19 protein-coding genes are annotated in these 20,421 nt (G+C 61.2%); 13 read left to right on the top strand and 6 right to left on the bottom strand.

The window, feature by feature from the left end; all coding sequences use genetic code 11:
- Window positions 1-35: 35 nt before the first annotated feature.
- Entirely contained in the window at window positions 36-344 is a 309-nt protein-coding gene (gene flgM, locus ACLEJQ_RS11260) for a flagellar biosynthesis anti-sigma factor FlgM (protein WP_440794939.1), read from the bottom strand.
- A 174-nt stretch (window positions 345-518) separates the two neighbouring features.
- Window positions 519-1,283, bottom strand: coding sequence for a flagellar basal body P-ring formation chaperone FlgA (gene flgA, locus ACLEJQ_RS11255; protein ID WP_440794937.1), 765 nt, complete (start codon window positions 1,281-1,283; stop codon window positions 519-521).
- A gap of 78 nt (window positions 1,284-1,361) precedes the next feature.
- On the opposite strand from flgA, the gene ACLEJQ_RS11250 reads away from it, so the two are divergent.
- From ACLEJQ_RS11250 to flgE, 6 genes are all read left to right on the top strand, one after another.
- The gene (locus ACLEJQ_RS11250; protein ID WP_440794935.1) at window positions 1,362-2,288 is read left to right on the top strand and encodes a chemotaxis protein CheV; all 927 of its coding nucleotides are present in this window, start codon (window positions 1,362-1,364) and stop codon (window positions 2,286-2,288) included.
- Window positions 2,289-2,342: 54 nt separating this feature from the next.
- The gene (gene cheR, locus ACLEJQ_RS11245; protein WP_440794933.1) at window positions 2,343-3,170 is read left to right on the top strand and encodes a protein-glutamate O-methyltransferase CheR; all 828 of its coding nucleotides are present in this window, start codon (window positions 2,343-2,345) and stop codon (window positions 3,168-3,170) included.
- Window positions 3,171-3,521: 351 nt separating this feature from the next.
- Window positions 3,522-3,929, top strand: a complete 408-nt coding sequence (gene flgB, locus ACLEJQ_RS11240) for a flagellar basal body rod protein FlgB (protein WP_440794931.1) — start codon at window positions 3,522-3,524, stop codon at window positions 3,927-3,929.
- A 3-nt stretch (window positions 3,930-3,932) separates the two neighbouring features.
- Window positions 3,933-4,376, top strand: a complete 444-nt coding sequence (gene flgC, locus ACLEJQ_RS11235; protein ID WP_003204730.1) for a flagellar basal body rod protein FlgC — start codon at window positions 3,933-3,935, stop codon at window positions 4,374-4,376.
- Between the two features lie 15 nt (window positions 4,377-4,391).
- A complete protein-coding gene (flgD, locus tag ACLEJQ_RS11230) occupies window positions 4,392-5,111 on the top strand; it encodes a flagellar hook assembly protein FlgD (RefSeq protein WP_440794929.1) in 720 nt (239 codons plus the stop codon).
- Between the two features lie 30 nt (window positions 5,112-5,141).
- Window positions 5,142-6,440 (top strand): flagellar hook protein FlgE, encoded by a 1,299-nt coding sequence (gene flgE / locus ACLEJQ_RS11225; protein ID WP_440794927.1) that lies wholly within the window; start codon window positions 5,142-5,144, stop codon window positions 6,438-6,440.
- A gap of 269 nt (window positions 6,441-6,709) precedes the next feature.
- On the opposite strand, the gene ACLEJQ_RS11220 is transcribed toward flgE, so the two are convergent.
- Window positions 6,710-9,601: a ribonucleoside-diphosphate reductase subunit alpha gene (locus tag ACLEJQ_RS11220; RefSeq protein ID WP_440794925.1), complete on the bottom strand. Its 2,892-nt coding sequence runs from the start codon at window positions 9,599-9,601 to the stop codon at window positions 6,710-6,712.
- 192 nt (window positions 9,602-9,793) lie between these two features.
- Here ACLEJQ_RS11220 and ACLEJQ_RS11215 point away from each other — a divergent pair, with 192 nt between their 5' ends.
- From ACLEJQ_RS11215 to ACLEJQ_RS11205, 3 genes are all read left to right on the top strand, one after another.
- Window positions 9,794-9,967, top strand: a complete 174-nt coding sequence (locus ACLEJQ_RS11215) for a hypothetical protein (RefSeq protein ID WP_440794923.1) — start codon at window positions 9,794-9,796, stop codon at window positions 9,965-9,967.
- 491 nt (window positions 9,968-10,458) lie between these two features.
- Window positions 10,459-11,181, top strand: coding sequence for a response regulator (locus ACLEJQ_RS11210; RefSeq protein ID WP_440794921.1), 723 nt, complete (start codon window positions 10,459-10,461; stop codon window positions 11,179-11,181).
- Complete coding sequence (locus ACLEJQ_RS11205) at window positions 11,178-12,788, top strand: ATP-binding protein (protein WP_440794919.1); 1,611 nt, start codon at window positions 11,178-11,180, stop codon at window positions 12,786-12,788. Before ACLEJQ_RS11210 ends, ACLEJQ_RS11205 begins: the two co-directional genes overlap by 4 nt.
- Before the next feature lie 32 nt (window positions 12,789-12,820).
- On the opposite strand, the gene ACLEJQ_RS11200 is transcribed toward ACLEJQ_RS11205, so the two are convergent.
- Both ACLEJQ_RS11200 and ACLEJQ_RS11195 read right to left on the bottom strand, forming a co-directional pair.
- Window positions 12,821-13,546: a 4'-phosphopantetheinyl transferase family protein gene (locus ACLEJQ_RS11200; RefSeq protein WP_440794917.1), complete on the bottom strand. Its 726-nt coding sequence runs from the start codon at window positions 13,544-13,546 to the stop codon at window positions 12,821-12,823.
- Between the two features lie 192 nt (window positions 13,547-13,738).
- Complete coding sequence (locus ACLEJQ_RS11195; RefSeq protein ID WP_440794915.1) at window positions 13,739-14,530, bottom strand: dienelactone hydrolase family protein; 792 nt, start codon at window positions 14,528-14,530, stop codon at window positions 13,739-13,741.
- 158 nt (window positions 14,531-14,688) lie between these two features.
- On the opposite strand from ACLEJQ_RS11195, the gene ACLEJQ_RS11190 reads away from it, so the two are divergent.
- The 3 genes from ACLEJQ_RS11190 (at window position 14,689) to ACLEJQ_RS11180 (ending at window position 17,421) form a co-directional block, all read left to right on the top strand.
- Window positions 14,689-15,288: a hypothetical protein gene (locus ACLEJQ_RS11190; protein WP_440794913.1), complete on the top strand. Its 600-nt coding sequence runs from the start codon at window positions 14,689-14,691 to the stop codon at window positions 15,286-15,288.
- Between the two features lie 112 nt (window positions 15,289-15,400).
- Entirely contained in the window at window positions 15,401-16,078 is a 678-nt protein-coding gene (locus tag ACLEJQ_RS11185) for a response regulator (RefSeq protein ID WP_440794911.1), read from the top strand.
- Window positions 16,075-17,421 carry an ATP-binding protein gene (locus ACLEJQ_RS11180; protein ID WP_440794909.1) on the top strand — a complete coding sequence of 449 codons (1,347 nt, stop codon included), beginning with the start codon at window positions 16,075-16,077 and terminating at the stop codon, window positions 17,419-17,421. The genes ACLEJQ_RS11185 and ACLEJQ_RS11180 overlap by 4 nt, the downstream gene beginning before the upstream one ends.
- 160 nt (window positions 17,422-17,581) lie before the next feature.
- On the opposite strand, the gene ACLEJQ_RS11175 is transcribed toward ACLEJQ_RS11180, so the two are convergent.
- The gene (locus tag ACLEJQ_RS11175; protein ID WP_440794907.1) at window positions 17,582-18,580 is read right to left on the bottom strand and encodes an AraC family transcriptional regulator; all 999 of its coding nucleotides are present in this window, start codon (window positions 18,578-18,580) and stop codon (window positions 17,582-17,584) included.
- Window positions 18,581-18,912: 332 nt separating this feature from the next.
- Here ACLEJQ_RS11175 and ACLEJQ_RS11170 point away from each other — a divergent pair, with 332 nt between their 5' ends.
- The gene (locus ACLEJQ_RS11170) at window positions 18,913-20,265 is read left to right on the top strand and encodes a dicarboxylate/amino acid:cation symporter (protein WP_440794905.1); all 1,353 of its coding nucleotides are present in this window, start codon (window positions 18,913-18,915) and stop codon (window positions 20,263-20,265) included.
- Window positions 20,266-20,421: the final 156 nt, after the last annotated feature.

Here is a 20,421-nt window from a genome sequence, read left to right as displayed (position 1 = left end):
GTCTTGAGCGTCCAAAAGCCTGCGCAGGCGGCGGCCTAGCGCTGGGCTTCGAAGTTGAGCAGTTTGCTGGCTACGCGGTTGCTGTCGACTTTATAGCTGCCATCGGCGATTGCTGCTTTCAATTCGGCCACGCGGGCTTTATCGACGACAGGTTGATCGCGCAGCTTGTCAGTGACCTTCTGCAACTGCTGGGCCTCAGTGCTGAGGTGTACGGACTCTCCGGTGTTGACCTTTTCGGCCTGGGTAGGCAGCGGTGCGGACTTGTCGGTTTCCTTGCTCGCGCTGGTACGGGTAGTGCCTGGCAACGGTGAAGAGCTGTTTAAACGATTGAAGTCGATGACCATGGTAGAAAACCTCTGGATATTTGGACGCTTGCCATGTTCTCGGCCATCCCTGAAAAAACTTTAGGCTCATTTATTCAATGAACATGCGCACGTCTGCGCAAGCCTTCGTATAAAGGCACAGTCTAGGGAACACCGGGGTCAAGCGCCAGCTTTGTACCCGTCTCTACCAAGTCTCTACATGGCCACTTCCACCTGGCCGGGGGCCATGACCTGCGCTTTGATTACCCGTTGGGAGTTGAGGTTTTTCACCCGGATCTGTTCCCGCATACCGCCATTGGACAAGGCCTCGCCGGGCATCCGTACCGCCAGGGTACCGCTGCGGGCGGTGATGACCACCTGGTCGCCCTTGCGTACCACTTCGGCTTGCTCCAGATGCACCAGGGTGACAACTTGGTCGGCTACCATTGGTCGGACAAGTTTCTGCCCGATGGCCTGATCCACCGACGTCAGGAAACCCTGGGTGATCTGGCTGATGTCGCGTTCGCGCAGCACGACGTCCTGGGGCTCGACGATCCCGGCCCGTTTGAGCGGACGAGTGGTCGTGACGATTTCCCGATACAGGCGCACTTGAGCCGGTACGAACACGGTCCACGGGGCGGCGCTGTCGCAACGAACCTTGACCGTGACGCGACCCAGGGGCCGGGCCGGACTCTCCAGCGAGGCAGTCAATTCCTTGTCGCACATCGGCATGCGCAGGCGCGGGTCGAGCTGGTTGACTTCGATTTCATAGCGACCTTCGGTTTGACTGGTAGCCAGGTAGTCTTCTACGGTGAATTCAAGAAAGCCCTGAGTGACGCCGATAAGGAGATCAGGCAAGGTAACCGGAGCATCTGCCAGGGCAGGGCGGCCCGAAGCGAACAGGCAGACAGCCAGCAGTGCACCGAGCCAGTAGCGGCAGTGAGTGGTCAGGCGTCGAGAAAATGTCGTTTGTGCGTTCATGCCGGTTGAATAGCAAGCCCCGTGCCGTTTAATGATTCAGGCGCGTCGGACACATTAGCGTTAGGTAGGAGTCAGGGCATGGCGGGAGTAATGGATTCAGTAAACCAGCGCACTCAGCTGGTGGGTCAGAATCGCCTGGAGCTGTTGTTGTTCCGTCTCGACGGACAGCAAATGTATGGGATCAACGTATTCAAGGTGCGCGAGGTGCTGCAATGCCCCAAGCTGACCCTGATGCCCAAGTCCAGTCCCGTCGTGTGCGGTGTGGCGAATATTCGCGGAGCGACGATCCCGATCCTCGATCTGGCAATGGCGACCGGTTCCGGTCGGCTGCTGGACCAGAGCAATCCGTTCGTGATCATCACTGAGTACAACACCAAGACCCAGGGCTTCCTGGTGCGCTCGGTGGAACGCATCGTCAACATGAACTGGGAAGAGATCCATCCACCGCCCAAGGGCACCGGTCGTGATCACTACCTGACGGCAGTGACCCGGGTCGACAACCAGTTGGTGGAAATCATCGACGTGGAGAAAATCCTCGCCGAAGTTGCGCCGACCCCGGAAGCCATTTCCGTCGGTGTGGTGGATGCCGAGACCCAGCACAAGGCGATTTCGCTGCGGGTGCTGACCGTCGATGACTCGTCGGTGGCACGCAAGCAGGTGACGCGTTGCCTGCAGACCATCGGTGTCGAAGTGGTGGCGCTGAACGACGGGCGCCAGGCGCTGGACTACCTGCGCAAGCTGGTGGAAGAGGGCAAGAAGCCCGAAGAAGAATTCCTGATGATGATCTCGGACATCGAGATGCCGGAGATGGACGGCTACACCCTGACCTCGGAGATCCGCAGCGATCCGCGTATGCAGAAGCTGCACATCATCCTGCACACCTCGTTGTCCGGGGTTTTCAACCAGGCGATGGTCAAGAAGGTCGGTGCCGACGATTTCCTGGCGAAATTCCGGCCCGATGATCTGGCGTCCCGGGTGGTCGATCGGATCAAGACAGCAGGATAAAAGGTCGGGCGCGTTGTGCGCCCGGCAAATCAATACAATGAAAGAGGCGGCATCTTGTCTACGGGTAATTTGGATTTCGAACAGTTCCGGGTCTTCCTGGAAAAAGCCTGTGGCATATTGCTTGGTGAGAACAAGCAATACTTGGTGTCGAGCCGTCTCAACAAATTGATGGAGCAACAGGGCCTCAAATCGTTGGGCGAGCTGGTGCAGCGTATCCAGACCCAGCCGCGCAGTGGGCTGCGCGAGATGGTGGTGGATGCGATGACCACCAACGAAACCTTGTGGTTTCGTGACACCTATCCATTCGAGGTATTGAAGAACAAGGTACTGCCGGCGGCCATCAAGGCCAGTCCGGGGCAGCGCTTGCGGATCTGGTCGGCGGCGTGTTCGTCGGGACAGGAACCGTACTCGATCTCGATGTCCATCGATGAATTCGAGCGGACCAATATCGGCCAGTTGAAGGGCGGCGTGCAAATCGTCGCCACCGACTTGTCGGGGTCCATGCTCACCAACTGCAAGACCGGCGAGTACGATAGCCTGGCCATCGGCCGTGGCCTGTCGCCTGATCGCCTGCAACGCTACTTCGACCCGAAAGGTCCGGGGCGCTGGGTGGTCAAGGCGCCGATCAAGAATCGTGTGGAGTTCCGCTCGTTCAACCTGCTGGACAGCTATGCCAGCCTGGGCAAATTCGACATCGTGTTCTGCCGCAACGTGCTGATCTATTTCTCCGCTGAAGTGAAGAAAGACATCCTGCTGCGGATCCACGGCACCCTGAAGCCGGGCGGTTATCTGTTCCTCGGCGCCTCAGAGGCGTTGAATGGCTTGCCGGATCATTACCAGATGGTGCAGTGCAGTCCGGGGATCATCTATCAGGCGAAGTGATTGGCCGGTGTGTCAAAAAACGGGAGCCCTCTAAGGCTCCCGTTTTTTTGCCTGTCAACTTCCATCAAATCCCCCCAATCTTCTGTGGGAGCGGGCTTGCTCGCGAAGGCGATCCAATAGAGACATTGATGCCGCCTGATACACCGCTTTCGCGGGCAAGCCCGCTCCCACAATTTCGCCATTGACGCTGAGAGCGGCAGAAAAGCGGCAGTCAAGCGGAAGCCCATTGCCGCTTTTCTGGCATTGCCGCCTTGCCGCTGCCCGCAAAGCCCCGGTTTATGGGCTTTTGGAAAGTGGCACGACGCTTGCTATAACCATCGTACGTACATTGGTCACTCAAAGGTTTGTGCCATGAGCATCAGCTTCGATAAAGCGCTCGGTATCCATGAAAAGGCCCTGAGCTTCCGCGCCCAGCGTGCCGAAGTCCTGGCCAACAACATTGCCAACGCCGATACCCCGAACTACAAGGCTCGGGACCTGGACTTCTCCAAAGTGCTCGCCGAGCAGAACGAGAGGACCAAGAACGGTAGCTTTGCCCTGAACATGACCAACAGCCGTCATATCGAGGCCGAGGGCCTGGGCAATGGCGATGAGTCGCTGATGTATCGCACGCCGATGCAACCTTCGATTGACCAGAACACCGTGGACGCTCAGCTGGAACAGTCCAACTACGCGGAAAACTCCGTGAACTTCCAGGCCAGCTTCACCCTGCTCAACAGCAAATTCAAAGGGCTGGTATCGGCCCTGCGCGGAGAGTAATCCATGTCGATCGCGAGCGTATTCAACATTGCCGGCAGTGCCATGAGTGCCCAGACCACTCGCCTGAACACCGTCGCCAGTAACATTGCCAACGCCGAAACCGTTTCGTCGAGCATCGACCAGACCTACCGCGCGCGCCACCCGGTCTTCGCCACTATGTTCCAAGGCGGTCAGTCCGGCGGCAGCGACTCGCTGTTCCAGGAGCAGGACGCAGCCGGGCAGGGTGTGCAGGTGCTGGGCGTGGTCGAGGACCAGAGCAATCTGGAAGCGCGTTATGAGCCAAACCATCCGGCTGCCGACGCCAAGGGTTATGTCTACTACCCGAATGTCAACGTGGTCGAAGAAATGGCCGACATGATTTCCGCCAGTCGTTCGTTCCAGACCAACGCCGAAATGATGAACACCGCCAAAACCATGATGCAGAAGGTCCTGACCCTGGGTCAGTGATAAGGGGCGAGTCACATGAGCGTTACTAACACCACCGGCGGTTTGAGCCTCAACGAAATCCTGGCCAACTCTTCGGTCAAGACCAACAAGCCCTCCGATGCCTTGGGCTCGTTGACGGGTGCGGCGACCGGCAAGAAGGAACTGGGCAAGGATGCGTTCCTGCAATTGCTGGTCACTCAGCTCAAGAACCAGAACCCGCTGGAACCCCAGGACAACGGCGAGTTCGTGGCTCAGCTGGCGCAGTTCAGCAGCCTGGAGGGCATCACCACCCTCAACCAGACCGTGAGCGGCATCGCCGGCAACTACAACTCCTCGCAAGCCTTGCAGGCCTCGTCGCTGGTGGGGCGTTCGGTCATCGCTCCGGGTGACAAGGCGGTGGTCGATACCTCCAAGAGCCTCAACGGCACCGTGGTGGTACCGGCCTCGGGCTCTGTCGCGGTCAAGATCATGGACAAGGACGGCAAGACCATCCGCACCATCGACCTTGGCGCGCAGAAAGCCGGCAACTCGGCCTTCATCTGGGATGGCAAGAACGACGCGGGCACCACCGTCGAATCCGGTACTTACACCTTCGCGGCCTCGACCACCATCGATGGCAAGCCGACGTCGCTGATCACCAACCTGCCGGCCACGGTCAGCAGCGTGACGATCAGCCAGACGGGCGGTGAATTGATGCTCAACCTGGCCGGGCTGGGCAGCATCGCCCTGTCCAAAGTACAAACTATTGGTATGTAGAGCCGACTAACCCGGCAATAGGAGTGGAAAATGTCTTTCAACATCGGCCTTAGCGGTCTCTATGCTGCCAACAAACAGCTGGACGTCACCGGCAACAACATCGCCAACGTGGCGACCACCGGTTTCAAATCGTCCCGTGCGGAATTCGAGGATGTCTACTCGGCCACCAAGCTGGGTTCGGGCAGCAAGACTGTAGGCAACGGCGTGCGCCTGGCCAACGTTTCCCAGCAATTCGGCCAGGGTGACGTCAACAACACCGGCAACGTGCTGGACATGGGGATCCAGGGCCAGGGCTTCTTTGTCCTGAGCAACGACGGTTCCCTGAGCTACACCCGTGCCGGTACCTTCAAGACCGACAAGGAAGGCTACATCACCAACAGCGATGGCACTGCCAAGTTGCAGGGCTATGGCGTGGATGCCAACGGCAAGATCCAGAACGGAATCCTGACCGACCTGCGTATCGACACGTCCAACCTGCCGCCAACCGCCACCAGCCTGGTGTCGTCGACGATCAACCTGAACTCGACCGCGTTGCCGATTACCGCCGCGTTCAATCCTAACGATACGTCCACATTCACCAAGCAGTTCACCACGCCGATCTACGACACTCAGGGCAACCAGCATTCCATGGACCAATACATGGTCAAGACTGCCGGCAATACCTGGAACGTCTATACCTTGATCGATGGTCGTAACCTGAACGGCAGCCTGCCGACCACTACCGGTGCTACCGCGCCTGTTCCGTCGACCATGAGCTTTGACTCCAGTGGCAAACTGGTTCAGGTCAGCACGCCTCCGGCGACTATCAACAACGATCTGGTCTTGACTGGCTGGGTGCCCGGTACCGTAACCAATGGTGTCTGGGCCGCCAATGGTGCTGCGAGCGCACCAACCATTACTATCTCCATGGCCAACACCACCCAATTCAACGCAGACACCGCCCGGTCGATTCCGACCCAGAACGGTTACGCTACCGGCCAGATCACCAACCTGACCATCGACGGCAGCGGTGTATTGCTGGCCAACTTCAGCAACAACCAGACCAAGCCGATCGGCCAGCTCGCGCTCGCCAGCTTCACCAACGAGCAAGGCCTGCAGCCGGTAGGCGGTACCAGCTGGAAAGAAACCTTCGCGTCGGGTATTCCGGGCTACGACGCCCCGCAAACCGGCACCTTGGGTTCGATCGTGTCCAACTCGCTGGAAGAGTCCAACGTCAACCTGACCAACGAGCTGGTCGAGTTGATCAAGGCACAGAGCAACTACCAGGCGAACGCCAAGACCATCTCCACCCAGAGCACCATCATGCAGACCATCATTCAGATGGCGTGATGCCTCAGGTGGCTTGAAGCTGCACAAGGAGCCCCTCGTAAGAGGGGCTTTTTTGTGGGCGCAGGTTTTGTTGTACCTGGTCCGGCCTCATCGCGAGCAAGCTCGCTCCCACGGGTGCCGTACATGCAGCTCAAAGGTGGGAGCGAGCTTGCTCGCGATGGGGCCAGGTCAGGCGCCACTTTCCTCCAGACAAAAGAAAACCCCCGATAAACCAGCGGTCTATCGGGGGCTTCTTTCAGCAGGCGCCTCTCAGCGCCCGCCCGCTCAGCTTATTGGCAAGCTTCGCAATCCGGCTCGTCGATCGCGCAGGCCTTTGGCACTGGCGCAGGTCCTGCTGGGGCGGCCAGGACCGAGTCGTCACCGTGGTTGCCGCCGCTGGAAACAGCGTTCAGCTTGCCGGTGTTGATGGTCGACTTCTCGGTGCTGGTGGCGGCCAGGGCACGGAGGTAGTAGGTGGTTTTCAGGCCACGGTACCAGGCCATGCGGTAGGTCACGTCCAGCTTCTTGCCCGAGGCGCCGGCGATGTACAGGTTCAGCGACTGAGCCTGGTCGATCCACTTCTGGCGACGGCTGGCGGCGTCGACGATCCACTTGGTGTCCACTTCGAACGCCGTGGCGTAGAGCGCCTTGAGTTCCTGCGGGATGCGCTCGATCTGCTGCACCGAACCGTCGTAGTACTTCAGGTCGTTGATCATGACCGAGTCCCAGAGGCCGCGGGCCTTGAGGTCGCGGACCAGGTACGGGTTGATCACGGTGAATTCGCCCGACAGGTTCGATTTCACGTACAGGTTCTGGTAGGTCGGTTCGATCGACTGCGACACGCCGGTGATGTTGGCGATGGTGGCGGTCGGTGCGATGGCCATGATGTTGGAGTTACGGATGCCTTTCTGCACACGGGCGCGAACCGGTGCCCAGTCCAGGGATTCGTTCAGGTCAACGTCGATGTACTTCTCGCCGCGCTGGGCGATCAGGATCTGTTGCGAGTCCAGTGGCAGGATGCCCTTGGACCACAGCGAACCCTGGAACGTCTCGTACGAACCGCGCTCGTCGGCCAGGTCGCAGGACGCCTGGATCGCGTAGTAGCTGACCGCTTCCATGGACTTGTCGGCGAACTCGACCGCGGCATCGGAACCGTACGGGATGTGTTGCAGGTACAGCGCATCCTGGAAGCCCATGATGCCCAGGCCGACCGGACGGTGCTTGAAGTTGGAGTTCTTCGCCTGCGGCACCGAGTAGTAGTTGATGTCGATCACGTTGTCGAGCATGCGCACGGCGGTGTTCACGGTGCGTTGCAGCTTGGCGGTGTCCAGCTGGCCATCGATGATGTGGTTCGGCAGGTTGATCGAGCCCAGGTTGCAGACCGCGATCTCGTCCTTGTTGGTGTTCAGGGTGATCTCGGTGCACAGGTTCGAGCTGTGGACCACGCCCACGTGCTGCTGCGGGCTGCGCAGGTTGCACGGGTCCTTGAAGGTCAGCCATGGGTGGCCGGTCTCGAACAGCATCGAGAGCATCTTGCGCCACAGGTCCTTGGCCTGGACGACCTTGAACAGCTTGATCTTGTTGTACTCGGTCAGGGCTTCGTAGTACTCGTAGCGCTCTTCGAAGGCCTTGCCGGTCAGGTCATGCAGGTCCGGTACTTCGGACGGCGAGAACAGGGTCCACTTGCCGTCGTCGAAGACGCGCTTCATGAACAGGTCGGGGATCCAGTTGGCGGTGTTCATGTCGTGGGTACGACGACGATCGTCACCGGTGTTCTTGCGCAGCTCGATGAACTCTTCGATGTCCATGTGCCAGGTTTCCAGGTAGGCACAGACCGCGCCCTTGCGCTTGCCGCCCTGGTTGACCGCCACGGCGGTGTCGTTGACCACCTTGAGGAACGGCACGACGCCCTGGGACTTGCCGTTGGTGCCCTTGATGTACGAGCCCAATGCGCGAACCGGAGTCCAGTCGTTGCCCAGGCCACCGGCGAATTTGGACAGCATGGCGTTGTCGTGGATCGCGCCGTAGATGCCCGACAGATCGTCCGGCACGGTGGTCAGGTAGCAGCTGGACAGCTGCGGACGCAGGGTGCCGGCGTTGAACAGGGTCGGGGTCGACGCCATGTAGTCGAACGACGACAACAGGTTGTAGAACTCGATGGCACGGTCTTCTTTGTGCTTCTCTTCGATCGCCAGGCCCATGGCCACGCGCATGAAGAAGATCTGCGGCAGTTCGAAGCGGATGCCGTCCTTGTGGATGAAGTAACGGTCGTACAGGGTTTGCAGGCCCAGGTAGGTGAACTGCTGGTCACGCTCGTGGTTGATCGCCTTGCCGAGTTTTTCCAGGTCGAAGGAGGCCAGGACCGGGTTCAGCAATTCGTATTCGATACCCTTGGCGACGTAGGCCGGCAGGGCCTTGGCGTACAGGTCGGCCATTTCGTGGTGGGTCGCGCTCTCGGCGACGCCCAGGAAGCCCAGGCCTTCGGCACGCAGGGTGTCCATCAGCAGGCGGGCGGTGACGAAGGAGTAGTTCGGTTCGCGTTCTACCAGGGTCCGCGCAGTCATCACCAGAGCGGTGTTGACGTCCTTGAGGGCGACGCCGTCGTAGAGGTTCTTCAGGGTTTCGCGCTGGATCAGCTCGCCGTCGACTTCTTCCAGGCCTTCGCAGGCTTCGGTGACGATGGTGTTCAGGCGACCCATGTCCAGCGGCGCCAGGCTGCCGTCGGCGCGGGCGATGCGGATCGAAGGGTGGGCCTGGACCGGTGCGTCGGCCGGCGCGCGGGTGGCACGCTCCTTGGCGCGCGAATCACGATAGATCACGTAGTCGCGAGCCACTTTCTGCTCGCCGGCACGCATCAGGGCCAGTTCGACCTGGTCCTGGATTTCTTCGATGTGGATGGTGCCGCCCGATGGCATGCGACGCTTGAAGGTCGCGGTCACTTGTTCGGTCAGGCGGGCCACGGTGTCATGGATGCGCGACGAAGCGGCAGCGGTACCGCCTTCAACTGCAAGAAACGCTTTGGTGATGGCGACGGTGATCTTGTCATCGGTGTAAGGAACGACAGTGCCGTTACGCTTGATCACACGCAGTTGGCCTGGCGCGGTGGCGGACAGATCCGGAGTCGAATCGGCGGCCAGCGGCGCGGTGGCCTGCGGGTTCTCGCGAGTTGTGTCGGTGTGCATGGGTGTCTCCACATTCTCTATGTTTATTTGGGCGCCATTACGGTGCCCACCGTTCCGTCCTGAAGCACTACAACCGACTGGCGTCGGGTATAACAACTTCGGGACAGTAGGAAACAGGCGTCTGGCGCTGCTTCCATCCGAAGTTCTTGGCCGAGGGCCTTGGCCCTGGACCGGATTGCCGGGGTACCGGCAATGGACTGCAACACCCGTACCGTTCCGATCGTTTTCGACTTCGAAACAGTTGCCATCCGCAAGGGCGGTCTGGGCTTTGGGAAATGCGATGTTTCAGGTGGACAGAAGCCAGAAAAGCGCTTGAATTTCCTGTCCGACTTGTGTTTGGTTTTTGGCGCTAAACCCTATATGTAGGGTTTTTTGCGCGGCGGGCTACAAGATAATGCGTTTTGGGGGATGATTGCAACGTACTACCTGTGGATAAGCCTGTGCGTAATTTGTGTGCGAAACGTGGAATGCCTCTGTAGGCCGCGAACTAGCTGGAGTGGACCTTTTTTCAACGTTTTCGATGGCTCGAAAACAGCCCGAGGATTTCTGCGGGCGCGGACGTTACCACATAAAAACCGGCTGACCGAACGCATTTACCGGCTTGTTTTCTCCGGGGGTGGCGTTTATACAATCGGCCGGTGTGCTGGCATGTTTATCCTCCTTTGATATGACAAAAAGAGGGGGCGGTATTCGAACCTCTGGAGCGAGCACTGTGGTGGCGAGGAAGCTTGCTCCCGCTGGGCTGCGAAGCGGCCCCGCTTTTTGCGATTGCTGCGCAATCGAGCGGGAGCAAGCTCCCTCGCCACAGGTAAGTGCTGATCCTTCTTTTTTATTCGCAGCAAGACGAGGCCCCCCAAGTGGAACAAGAAGCCTGGCAGGTATTGATCGTCGAGGATGACCAGCGTCTGGCCGAGCTGACCCGTGAGTATCTCGAAAGCAACGGGTTGCGCGTCGCCATCGAGGGCGATGGGGCCGTGGCGGCGGCGCGGATCATTGCCGAGCAGCCGGACCTGGTGGTCCTGGACCTGATGTTGCCCGGCGAGGACGGGCTGAGCATCTGCCGCAAGGTGCGTGAGCAGTACGACGGGCCGATCCTGATGCTCACCGCCCGCACCGACGACACCGACCAGATCCAGGGCCTGGACCTGGGTGCCGATGATTACGTCTGCAAGCCGGTCCGCCCGCGTTTGCTGCTGGCGCGGATCCAGGCGCTGTTGCGCCGCAGTGAACCGGAGCCGGTGGCGCCGCAGAAACCACGGCGGCTGGAGTTCGGTCCGCTGGTGGTGGACAACGCCTTGCGCGAAGCCTGGCTGCAAGGCAACGACATCGAGCTGACCAGTGCCGAATTCGACCTGCTGTGGCTGCTCGTCGCCAACGCCGGGCGGATCCTGTCCCGGGAAGAAATCTTCACGGCCCTGCGTGGCATCGGTTATGACGGTCAGGACCGTTCCATCGACGTGCGCATCTCGCGCATCCGCCCAAAGATCGGCGACGACCCTGAGCATCCTCGGCTGATCAAGACCATCCGCAGCAAAGGCTACCTGTTCGTGCCCGAAGCTTGCGTAGACCCGGCGTCGTGAACTCGATTTTCCTGCGTATCTATGGCGGCATGTGCGCGGCGCTGGTGCTGGTGGCGGTGCTCGGTGTGCTGGCCTTGCACCTGCTCAACCAGGCCCGCAGCGAGCAGTACCGCGAGCGTCTGGCCCACGGCACGTTTTCGTTGATGGCCGACAACCTGCGCCCGATGAACGACACCGAGCGGCGTCGGGCACTGTTGGTATGGGAGCGCCTGCTGGGCATTCCGCTGGCGTTGCAGACGTTTCCCCAGACGGGCCTGGACCTGGGCCAGCGCACCCGCGTGCTGCGCGGCCAGGCGCTGGTGGAACAGACCGGACCCCACGCGGCGAAGGTCTACCGGCTGGTCAGCGATGGCGAGCAGTTGATGCTGGTGGGGGAGGTCCAGCAGATCAGCGAACAATTGGCCCGGGCGACTATCTACCTGCTGGCCGACGAACTGGTGCGCTATCCGATCAGCGAACAGCCGGCACGACTGGCGCAACTCAAGGAAGAAAAAGGCTTCGGTTTCGATCTGCGCCTCATGACCGCCGAGCAGGCGGACATGGACGAAGACCAGCGCCGCCGGGTGTCCGAGGGCGATACGGTGATGGCCTTGGGCAAGGGCGGCGACTCTATCCGTGTATTTGCCGGCATGGTCGGCACGCCCTGGGTGCTGGAGATCGGCCCGCTGTACCAGATGAATCCTTATCCGCCGCAATGGTTGGTGTTGATTGCGGCGCTGGGGCTGAGCCTGATCGGGTTGATTGTCTATCTGCTGGTACGTCAATTGGAACGGCGCCTGCGCGGCCTGGAGTCGGCCGCCACGCAGATCGCCCAGGGCAGCCTGGAAACCCGGGTGCCGGCCCGCGGCGCCGACTCGGTGGGGCGCCTGGCCGCGGCGTTCAACGGCATGGCCGAGCACTTGCAACAATTGCTGGCGATCCAGCGTGAATTGGTACGGGCGGTGTCCCACGAACTGCGCACCCCGGTGGCGCGCCTGCGCTTCGGCCTGGAGATGCTCGGCAGTGCCACGACTTCCCAGGCCCGGGACAAATACCTGGCAGGCATGGACCACGACATCGAAGACCTGGACCGGTTGGTGGACGAGATGCTCACCTATGCGCGGCTGGAGCAGGGCTCACCAGCGCTGAATTTCCAGCGGTTGGACCTGGACGCGTTGGTCAATCAGGTGATCGATGAGCTGGGGCCGCTGCGGGCAGGGATCAGCGTGGAGCGCGGCGTCTGCCTGTCGGCTGCCGACTGCGACGGCGCCTGGGTCGAGGCCGAGCCGCGTTTCCTGCACCGTGCCCTGCAGAACCTGGTGAGCAACGCCATGCGCCACGCCAATTCCCGGGTCACCGTCAGCTACCAGGTCGGCCAACTGCGTTGCCGGGTGGACGTGGAAGACGATGGCCCCGGCGTGCCGGAAGCAGCGTGGGAGCGGATCTTCAAGCCGTTCCTGCGCCTGGACGACAGCCGCGCCCGGGCCTCAGGTGGACATGGGCTGGGGCTGTCGATCGTGCGGCGGATCATTCATTGGCACGACGGCCGAGCGTTGATCGGCAAGAGCAAGAGCCTGGGTGGGGCGTGTTTCAGTTTGAGTTGGCCGAGGCATCAGGATAGGTCGTGAGTTCTGTAGCGCCTTGAAGAACACCACCAACCTCAAGCCTTGACCCCCACCAGACTCAACAACTGCCCATCCCGCACCCCGAACTGTGCCTGCAACTCAGTGCCGTGGCGCCACTCGGTGGACAAATCGGTCAGCAACCGCAGCCGCACCTGTCCGTCCGGCGTCCATTCCAGCACCTCGGCATGTTCGAAATAAAAGCGCTGGCCCACGATTGGGTACAGCGCCTTGAACAGGCTTTCCTTCACCGAAAAGGTCAGGGTTACGAGCAATGCGCGGTCGTCTTGCCCGCACGCAGCCATGCGTTGCAACTCCGGCGGGGTGAGAATTTCCCCACTCAGTCGCTCGGCGCGTTCGGGGGCGAGCAGGTTCTCCAGGTCCATGCCCAGTCCGCGCCAGTGATTCTTATCCGCGACGATGGCAGCCGCCCGGCCGGTGCTGTGGGTGATGGAGCCGCTGACGCGCTCCGGCCACACCGGGGCGCGGTCCTCGCCGATGGCCGGCACGCAAGTCTGCCCGTCGAGCCGTTGCAAGGCTGCCCGGGCACAGATCCGCCCGGCGAGGAACTCGGCCTGGCGCTTGGCGACCGAACGCTGGATGCTCGGCGGAGGCTCGATGGCGCTGTTGGCGAAGTCAGCGGTGGTCAGCAGCAATGGGTCGAAACGGGTGCTGAGCAGCACCGTATCGGGCAGGACGTCGGGCAGCAGCCAACGTTCGTCCAAGGGCGAACAGCAGGCGGGCAGGGCGGGGAGTGTCTTCATGGCGGGCATTTTGCCGGGTTGCCCGCATGCTGGGTAGGGGGGCAAAGAGAGACTAAATGGACAACGCTTTTGTGGCGAGGGAGCTTGCTCCCGCTCGGGCGTGCAGCGCCCGCAAGATTTTGGGGCCGCTGCGCAGCCCAGCGGGAGCAAGCTCCCTCGCCACAGGTGTTTATTCAGCTAAGAGAGTTGATATCAACCAAAGATCTTCTTGAAGAACACCTTCATATCCGCCCACGACTTTTCATCGGCCGCCTTGTTGTAGCCGATGTCCGGCCCGCCATGTTCGCCGTGGCTCAAACGGTCGGCGTCCGGGTTGCTGAAGCCGTGCTTGGCGCCTTCCAGGCTGACGAACTTATAGTCGACGCCGGCCTTGTCCATCTCGCTCTTGAACGCGGTCACGTTGTCCTCGGTGACCATGCTGTCCAGCGCACCATGCTCCACCAGCACCTTGGCCTTGACGCTGCCCGGCGTTGCCGGAGTGTTGGTCACCAGGGCCCCGTGGAAACTCACCACGCCCGCCAGCGGAACACCTTGGCGTGCGGCATCGAGCACCACTTTGCCGCCGAAGCAGTAACCGATGGCCGCGAGCTTGTCCGGGTCGGTCTGGGGTTGTTTCTTCAGCAGGTCGAGCCCGGCCTGGAAGCGCGCACTGGCTGCCTTGCCGTCCTTGAGCGCCGCCTGCATGAACGCCATGGCGTCCTTGGGGTGCTCGGTGTTCTTGCCGTCGCCGTACATGTCGATGGCCAGGGCGCTGTAGCCCAGGCCGGCCAGGTCGCGGGCGCGGCGCTTGGCATAATCGTTCAGCCCCCACCATTCATGCACTACCACCACACCCGGGCGCGGGCCCTTAATGGCATCGTCATAGGCGTAATAGCCGATCAGCTTCGTGCCATCGGCACTGGTGTAAGGGATTTCCTGGGTCTGGACGGCGGCGTGGCTCACACCGCTAAGGGCCAGAAGTACAACGGCAAGCAACCTGCGCATGACGGATCTCCTTGAATGAATAGTTCGCACGAAGGTGAGACACGACACTCTAGCCGATTCATTCAGCCCAGGTTCAGAGAACGTTCAAGGGGTGTTCAGGGACCGCTGGTTAATGTGACTGCGACTTCACCACCACCGACGTTTCCTGGAGCTTGATCATGACTCAGATGAAAAAACTGCTGTTGGCTTTCACCGTACTGGGCGTCAGCGCCATGGCCCATGCCGATGACAACTTCGCCAGCCTGACCCTCGGCCAGACCAGTGACAAGGTAAAGAAATCCGATGCCCTGAACGATAGCCTGAACCACCCGAATGCCGACGGCATCATCGGCAAGGACACCACCTACGGTGTCCGGCTGGGCAAGCAAAACGACCAGGGCCGCTACTACGCGACCTACGACAACGTCTCCGGAACCCATAACGGCATCAAGCTGCGTCAGGAGAACCTGCTGGGCAGCTACGACCTGTTCTACCCGGTCACCGGCAGCACTAAACTGTTCGGCGGCGCCACGGCGGGCCTGACCAAGCTGACCCAGGACTCTCCCGGCTACAGCCGCGACAGCGACATCGGCTATGCGGTGGGCTTGCAGGGCGGTGTCCTGCAACAAATTTCGCAGAACACCTCGGTGGAACTGGGTTACCGTTACCTGCGCAGCAACGCCAGCACCGAGATGAGCCCGCACGGTGGCGACAAGGTCGGCTCGCTGGACCTGACCAGCAGCGCCCAGACCTACCTGTCGGCCAACTACACGTTCTAAACGGTGCCTTGTGGGATGAGGGTATCCCGCCGGATCGGTCCTGGGCCGATCCGGCGCCAGTCGTTGCGGTGCGCCGCGCCGGATCGATGTCTGTTTTGCCTGGGGAGGCTTCATGAAGTTATTGGTCGTTGAAGACGAAGCGTTGTTGCGTCATCACTTGCATACCCGTCTGACCGACAGCGGACATGTGGTGCAGGCTGTGGGCAATGCCGAAGAGGCCTTGTACCAGGTCCGCGAGTTCAACCATGACCTGGCGGTGATCGACCTGGGGTTGCCGGGCATCAGCGGGCTGGAATTGATCCGCCGCCTGCGTTCACAGGGCAAGACCTTCCCGATCCTGATCCTGACCGCGCGCGGCAACTGGCAGGACAAGGTCGAAGGGCTGGCCGCCGGCGCCGACGACTATGTAGTCAAGCCGTTTCAGTTCGAAGAGCTGGAGGCCCGGTTGAACGCGCTATTGCGTCGCTCCAGCGGTTTCACCCAGTCGACCATCGTCGCCGGCCCGTTGCTGCTGGACCTCAACCGCAAACAAGCATCGCTCAATGAAGAGCCGCTGGCGCTCACGGCCTACGAATACCGCATCCTCGAATACCTGATGCGTCATCACCAGCAGGTGGTCGCCAAGGACCGCTTGATGGAGCAGCTTTATCCCGATGACGACGAACGCGATCCAAATGTCATCGAGGTACTGGTCGGACGCCTGCGGCGCAAACTGGAAGCCCCGGCGGGCTTCAAGCCGATCGACACTGTGCGGGGCCTGGGCTACCTGTTCAACGAGCGCTGCCAGTGATTCGTTCTCTACGCCTGCGCCTGATGCTGGCCGCCATGACCCTGGCGGCGTTGTTCATGCTGGCGTTGTTGCCGGCCATGCAGGGCGCGTTCAGCCTGGCGTTGCAGGAATCCATCGAGCAACGCCTGGCATCGGACGTGACCACGTTGATTTCCGCCGCCCGGGTGGAAAACAACAAGCTGAAGATGCCCGCGCAATTGCCCGACGAGCGCTTCAACCTCGCCGATGCCCGTCTGCTGGGCTATATCTATGATCGCGACGGGCATCTGGTCTGGCGGTCGAAGGCGACCAGGGAAGAAAACATCAACTACACGCCGCGCTATGACGGTCTGGGCAACCAGTTCGCTCGCATCCGCGAGAACGACGGCCAGGAGTTTTTCGTCTATGACGTGGAGGTCAAGCTGCTCGGCGGCCAGAGCGCGGCGTTCAGCATCGTCACCCTGCAACCGGTGCGCGACTACGAAGTGACACTCCAGGGCCTGCGGGACAATCTGTACCTGGGCTTCGGAGCGGCGCTGGCGGTGTTGCTGGCCCTGCTGTGGATCGGCCTGACCTGGGGCCTTCGGGCATTGCGGCGCCTGAGCCAGGAGCTGGACGAAATCGAAAGCGGCGCCCGGGAAAGTCTCAGCACCGAGCATCCGCGGGAGCTGTTACGCCTGACCGGTTCGCTCAACCGCCTGCTGCACAGTGAACGTGAGCAGCGCAGTCGTTATAGCGATTCCCTCGATGACCTGGCCCACAGCCTGAAGACTCCGCTGGCGGTGTTGCAAGGCGTCAGCGAAGACATGGCCCGGCGTCCCGAGGAGCGTGGACAGGCCTGGGTGCTGCAAAGCCAGATCGAGCGCATGAGCCAGCAGATTGGTTACCAGCTACAACGGGCCAGCCTGCGCAAGAGCGGGCTGGTGCGCCATCAGGTGCGCCTGCGTCCGGTATTGCAGAGCCTGTGCGACACCCTGGACAAGGTCTATCGCGACAAACGGGTCAACGTCGGTTTCGACCTGCCGGAGCACTGCCAGGTGCCGATCGAGCAGGGCGCCTTGCTGGAGATGCTCGGCAACCTGTTGGAAAACGCCTACCGGCTATGCCTGGGCGAAGTGCGGGTCAGCGTGCACCAGACCCTCGGCGGCATGGAGCTGTGTGTCGAGGACGACGGGCCAGGCGTGCCGCCGGACCAGCGGGCGCGGATCCTCCAGCGTGGCGAACGGCTGGACCGCCAGCACCCGGGGCAGGGGATCGGGCTCGCGGTGGTCAAGGACATCATCGAGAGCTACGGCGCCACGTTGACCCTGGGGGATTCGGAGCTGGGCGGGGCGGCGTTCCGGATTCATTTTCCGGTGGTGTGACTGACATTTTTGCTGTGTCGGCGGGGCCTGTGGCGAGGGAGCTTGCTCCCGCTCGAGTGCGCAGCGCTCGTAAGTTTTTAGGGCCGCTTCGCAGCCCAGCGGGAGCAAGCTCCCTCGCCACAGGGGCCGGCAGCACGCCACAGAGGATGGATGTCACCCCCTAGTTCTCCTGCTCTCGATAAGCCCCCGGTGTCAGCCCGGTCCACTTCTTGAACGCCCGGTGAAACGCCGACGGCTCGGAGAACCCCAGCTGCTCGGCAATCTGCTGCAACGACAGGTCCGCGTGTCCCAGGTGGTAGATGGCGATATCCCGCCGCAACTGGTCCTTGAGCTCCTGGAAGCTGGTGCCTTCCTCGCGCAAATGCCGGCGCAAGGTCTGGGGACTGATGTGCAGATGGGCGGCCACGGTGTCCAGGTCGGGCCAGCGGGCCGTGTCACGGCTGAGCAAGCGGCGCAGTTGACTGCTCAGGCTGTGGCCGTCGTCCGGGCGTGACAGCAGGTCGGCGGGGGAACGTTCGAGAAAGTGCTTGAGGGTCCGCTCGTCCTGCAACAGCGGCATGTCCAGGTAGCGGCTGTGGAACAGCAGGCTGCTGCTCTTGGCGTCGAACACCAGCGGGCAGGGAAACAGCAAATCGTATTCGGCACCGTGGGCTGGCCGTGCGTAGCCGAAGGTCGCCTGTTCCAGGCCAATCCGCTGGCCGATCAGCCAACTGCCGAGGCGATGCCAGATCACCAGCAGGCTTTCGCTCAGGAAATGGTCCGGGTCCCACAACGTGGAGTCGTCGAGGACCAGGCGTACTCGTTCGCCCTCGGCTTCCAGCGTCAGGCTCGGGGCGTCGGGGAACAGGCTGTAGAACAACAGGCCGCGTTGCAGGGCCTTGCCCAAGGTCCGGCAATGAATGATCGCGTGACACATCATGGCGAAGGTCCCCGGTTTACTCCGGGCCCGGCCAAAGCCCAGATATTCGTCGCCCAGGGCCAGCCACAGCGTTTGCAATAAACGGGCGAATTGCTCCGGGGCGATCCGCGCCCTCGGTTCATCCAGCAGCTCGGGGCTGATGCCCAGCTGTTGCAACAAAGGAAAATAGTCGAACCCTTGCCGCCGAGCGCCACCCAGGGCAGCGCGGGCGAAGTGGCTGGCGATCGTGCGTTGGCGCATGGCGTAAATCCGTCCGTTGAGCAGGCGATGGTAGCAGCGGGTCGGGGCCGGGCAAGGCGGATATCCGCCAAATCCTGGAATGCGGAGCGCCCTGTGGGCGGAAAACCGCCACCTCTCGCCGGCCGTTTACGCCGCCGTGGAATCAACAAACCCTTCTGCTATACAGGATGTAGGGCATTTCGAAAAAGTGGCGCGTGGTTTGCAATACGTTGAGTAGGTCTGCCCGCGTGCAGCCGCCAAAACAAATCCCTCCAGTGCAGGAGGGTTCGCAATTGAGGTTTCGTCGACGACAGGTGGATGTTGTCGCACGGGACGCTTGAGGAAGGTTTGCCATGACGACTCGTCAGCCACTGTACAAATCCCTGTATTTCCAGGTGATCGTAGCCATTGCCATCGGTATTTTGCTCGGTCACTTCTACCCGCAGACCGGTGTGGCCCTCAAGCCGTTCGGTGACGGGTTCATCAAACTGATCAAGATGGTCATCGCCCCGATCATCTTCTGTACGGTCGTCAGTGGTATCGGTGGCATGCAGAACATGAAGTCGGTCGGCAAGACCGGCGGCTATGCACTGTTGTACTTCGAAATCGTCTCCACCATCGCCCTGTTGATCGGCCTGGTCGTGGTCAATGTCGTGCAACCGGGCAACGGCATGCACATCGACGTGTCGACCCTGGACACCAGCAAGATCGCCGGCTTCATTTCCGCCGGTAAAGACCAGAGCATCGTTGCCTTTATCCTCAACGTGATCCCGAACACCATCGTCGGCGCGTTCGCCAACGGCGACATCCTGCAAGTGCTGATGTTCTCGGTGCTCTTCGGTTTCGCCCTGCATCGCCTGGGTGCCTACGGCAAGCCGGTGCTGGACTTCATCGATCGCTTCGCCCATGTAATGTTCATCATCATCAACATGATCATGAAGCTGGCGCCTATCGGTGCCTTCGGTGCCATGGCGTTCACCATCGGCGCCTACGGTGTCGGTTCGCTGGTGCAACTGGGCCAGCTGATGATCTGCTTCTATATCACCTGCGTGGTCTTCGTGCTGGTGGTGCTGGGCGCCATCTGCCGCGCCCACGGTTTCAGCGTCATCAAACTGGTGCGCTATATCCGTGAAGAACTGTTGATCGTACTGGGTACTTCCTCTTCGGAATCGGCCCTGCCCCGCATGCTGATCAAGATGGAGCGCCTGGGTGCCAAGAAGTCGGTCGTGGGCCTGGTGATTCCAACCGGCTACTCGTTCAACCTCGACGGTACTTCGATCTACCTGACCATGGCGGCAGTGTTCATCGCTCAGGCCACTGACACCCACATGGACATCACCCACCAGATCACCCTGCTGCTGGTGCTGCTGCTGTCGTCCAAGGGTGCCGCCGGCGTGACCGGTAGCGGCTTCATCGTACTGGCGGCCACCCTGTCGGCCGTAGGTCACCTGCCGGTGGCCGGCCTGGCGCTGATCCTGGGTATCGACCGCTTCATGTCCGAGGCCCGTGCCCTGACCAACCTGGTGGGCAACGCAGTCGCCACCATCGTGGTTGCCAAATGGGTCAAGGAGCTGGACGAAGACCAACTGCACGCCGAGCTGGCTTCCGGCGGTCGCGGTATCTCCGACGTGCGTGAAGATGACGAGCAGATCGCGGCGGCACAGATCGCGGCAGCCGAATCCTCGGCTCCAGGCGTTGTGAAGTAAGCTTCAGACCTGCAATGGAAAAACCCGCTTCGGCGGGTTTTTTCATGCCTCGGATTTCTGAAGGCGAGCGTGCTCCTGCGGCGAGGGAGCTTGCTCCCGCTGGGTTGCGAAGCAGCCCCAATATCTCTCAGTCGCCATGACACTCCAGGCCAAAAG

The organism is Pseudomonas sp. SMV71 (assembly GCF_052042015.1).
Lineage (GTDB): Bacteria > Pseudomonadota > Gammaproteobacteria > Pseudomonadales > Pseudomonadaceae > Aquipseudomonas.
This window is presented reverse-complemented; position numbering and strand designations above follow the sequence as displayed.

Bases quoted from the DNA above. Each gene is read 5' to 3' on its own strand.
- flgC (WP_003204730.1), top strand. From the start codon at position 3,933: ATGTCGATCGCGAGCGTATTCAACATTGCCGGCAGTGCCATGAGTGCC.
- flgD (WP_440794929.1), top strand. From the start codon at position 4,392: ATGAGCGTTACTAACACCACCGGCGGTTTGAGCCTCAACGAAATCCTG.
- ACLEJQ_RS11175 (WP_440794907.1), bottom strand. From the start codon at position 18,580: ATGCGCCAACGCACGATCGCCAGCCACTTCGCCCGCGCTGCCCTGGGT.
- ACLEJQ_RS11190 (WP_440794913.1), top strand. From the start codon at position 14,689: ATGACTCAGATGAAAAAACTGCTGTTGGCTTTCACCGTACTGGGCGTC.
- ACLEJQ_RS11195 (WP_440794915.1), bottom strand. From the start codon at position 14,530: ATGCGCAGGTTGCTTGCCGTTGTACTTCTGGCCCTTAGCGGTGTGAGC.
- ACLEJQ_RS11185 (WP_440794911.1), top strand. From the start codon at position 15,401: ATGAAGTTATTGGTCGTTGAAGACGAAGCGTTGTTGCGTCATCACTTG.
- flgE (WP_440794927.1), top strand. From the start codon at position 5,142: ATGTCTTTCAACATCGGCCTTAGCGGTCTCTATGCTGCCAACAAACAG.
- flgM (WP_440794939.1), bottom strand. From the start codon at position 344: ATGGTCATCGACTTCAATCGTTTAAACAGCTCTTCACCGTTGCCAGGC.
- ACLEJQ_RS11215 (WP_440794923.1), top strand. From the start codon at position 9,794: ATGGACTGCAACACCCGTACCGTTCCGATCGTTTTCGACTTCGAAACA.
- ACLEJQ_RS11200 (WP_440794917.1), bottom strand. From the start codon at position 13,546: ATGAAGACACTCCCCGCCCTGCCCGCCTGCTGTTCGCCCTTGGACGAA.
- flgB (WP_440794931.1), top strand. From the start codon at position 3,522: ATGAGCATCAGCTTCGATAAAGCGCTCGGTATCCATGAAAAGGCCCTG.
- flgA (WP_440794937.1), bottom strand. From the start codon at position 1,283: ATGAACGCACAAACGACATTTTCTCGACGCCTGACCACTCACTGCCGC.
- ACLEJQ_RS11170 (WP_440794905.1), top strand. From the start codon at position 18,913: ATGACGACTCGTCAGCCACTGTACAAATCCCTGTATTTCCAGGTGATC.
- ACLEJQ_RS11250 (WP_440794935.1), top strand. From the start codon at position 1,362: ATGGCGGGAGTAATGGATTCAGTAAACCAGCGCACTCAGCTGGTGGGT.
- ACLEJQ_RS11220 (WP_440794925.1), bottom strand. From the start codon at position 9,601: ATGCACACCGACACAACTCGCGAGAACCCGCAGGCCACCGCGCCGCTG.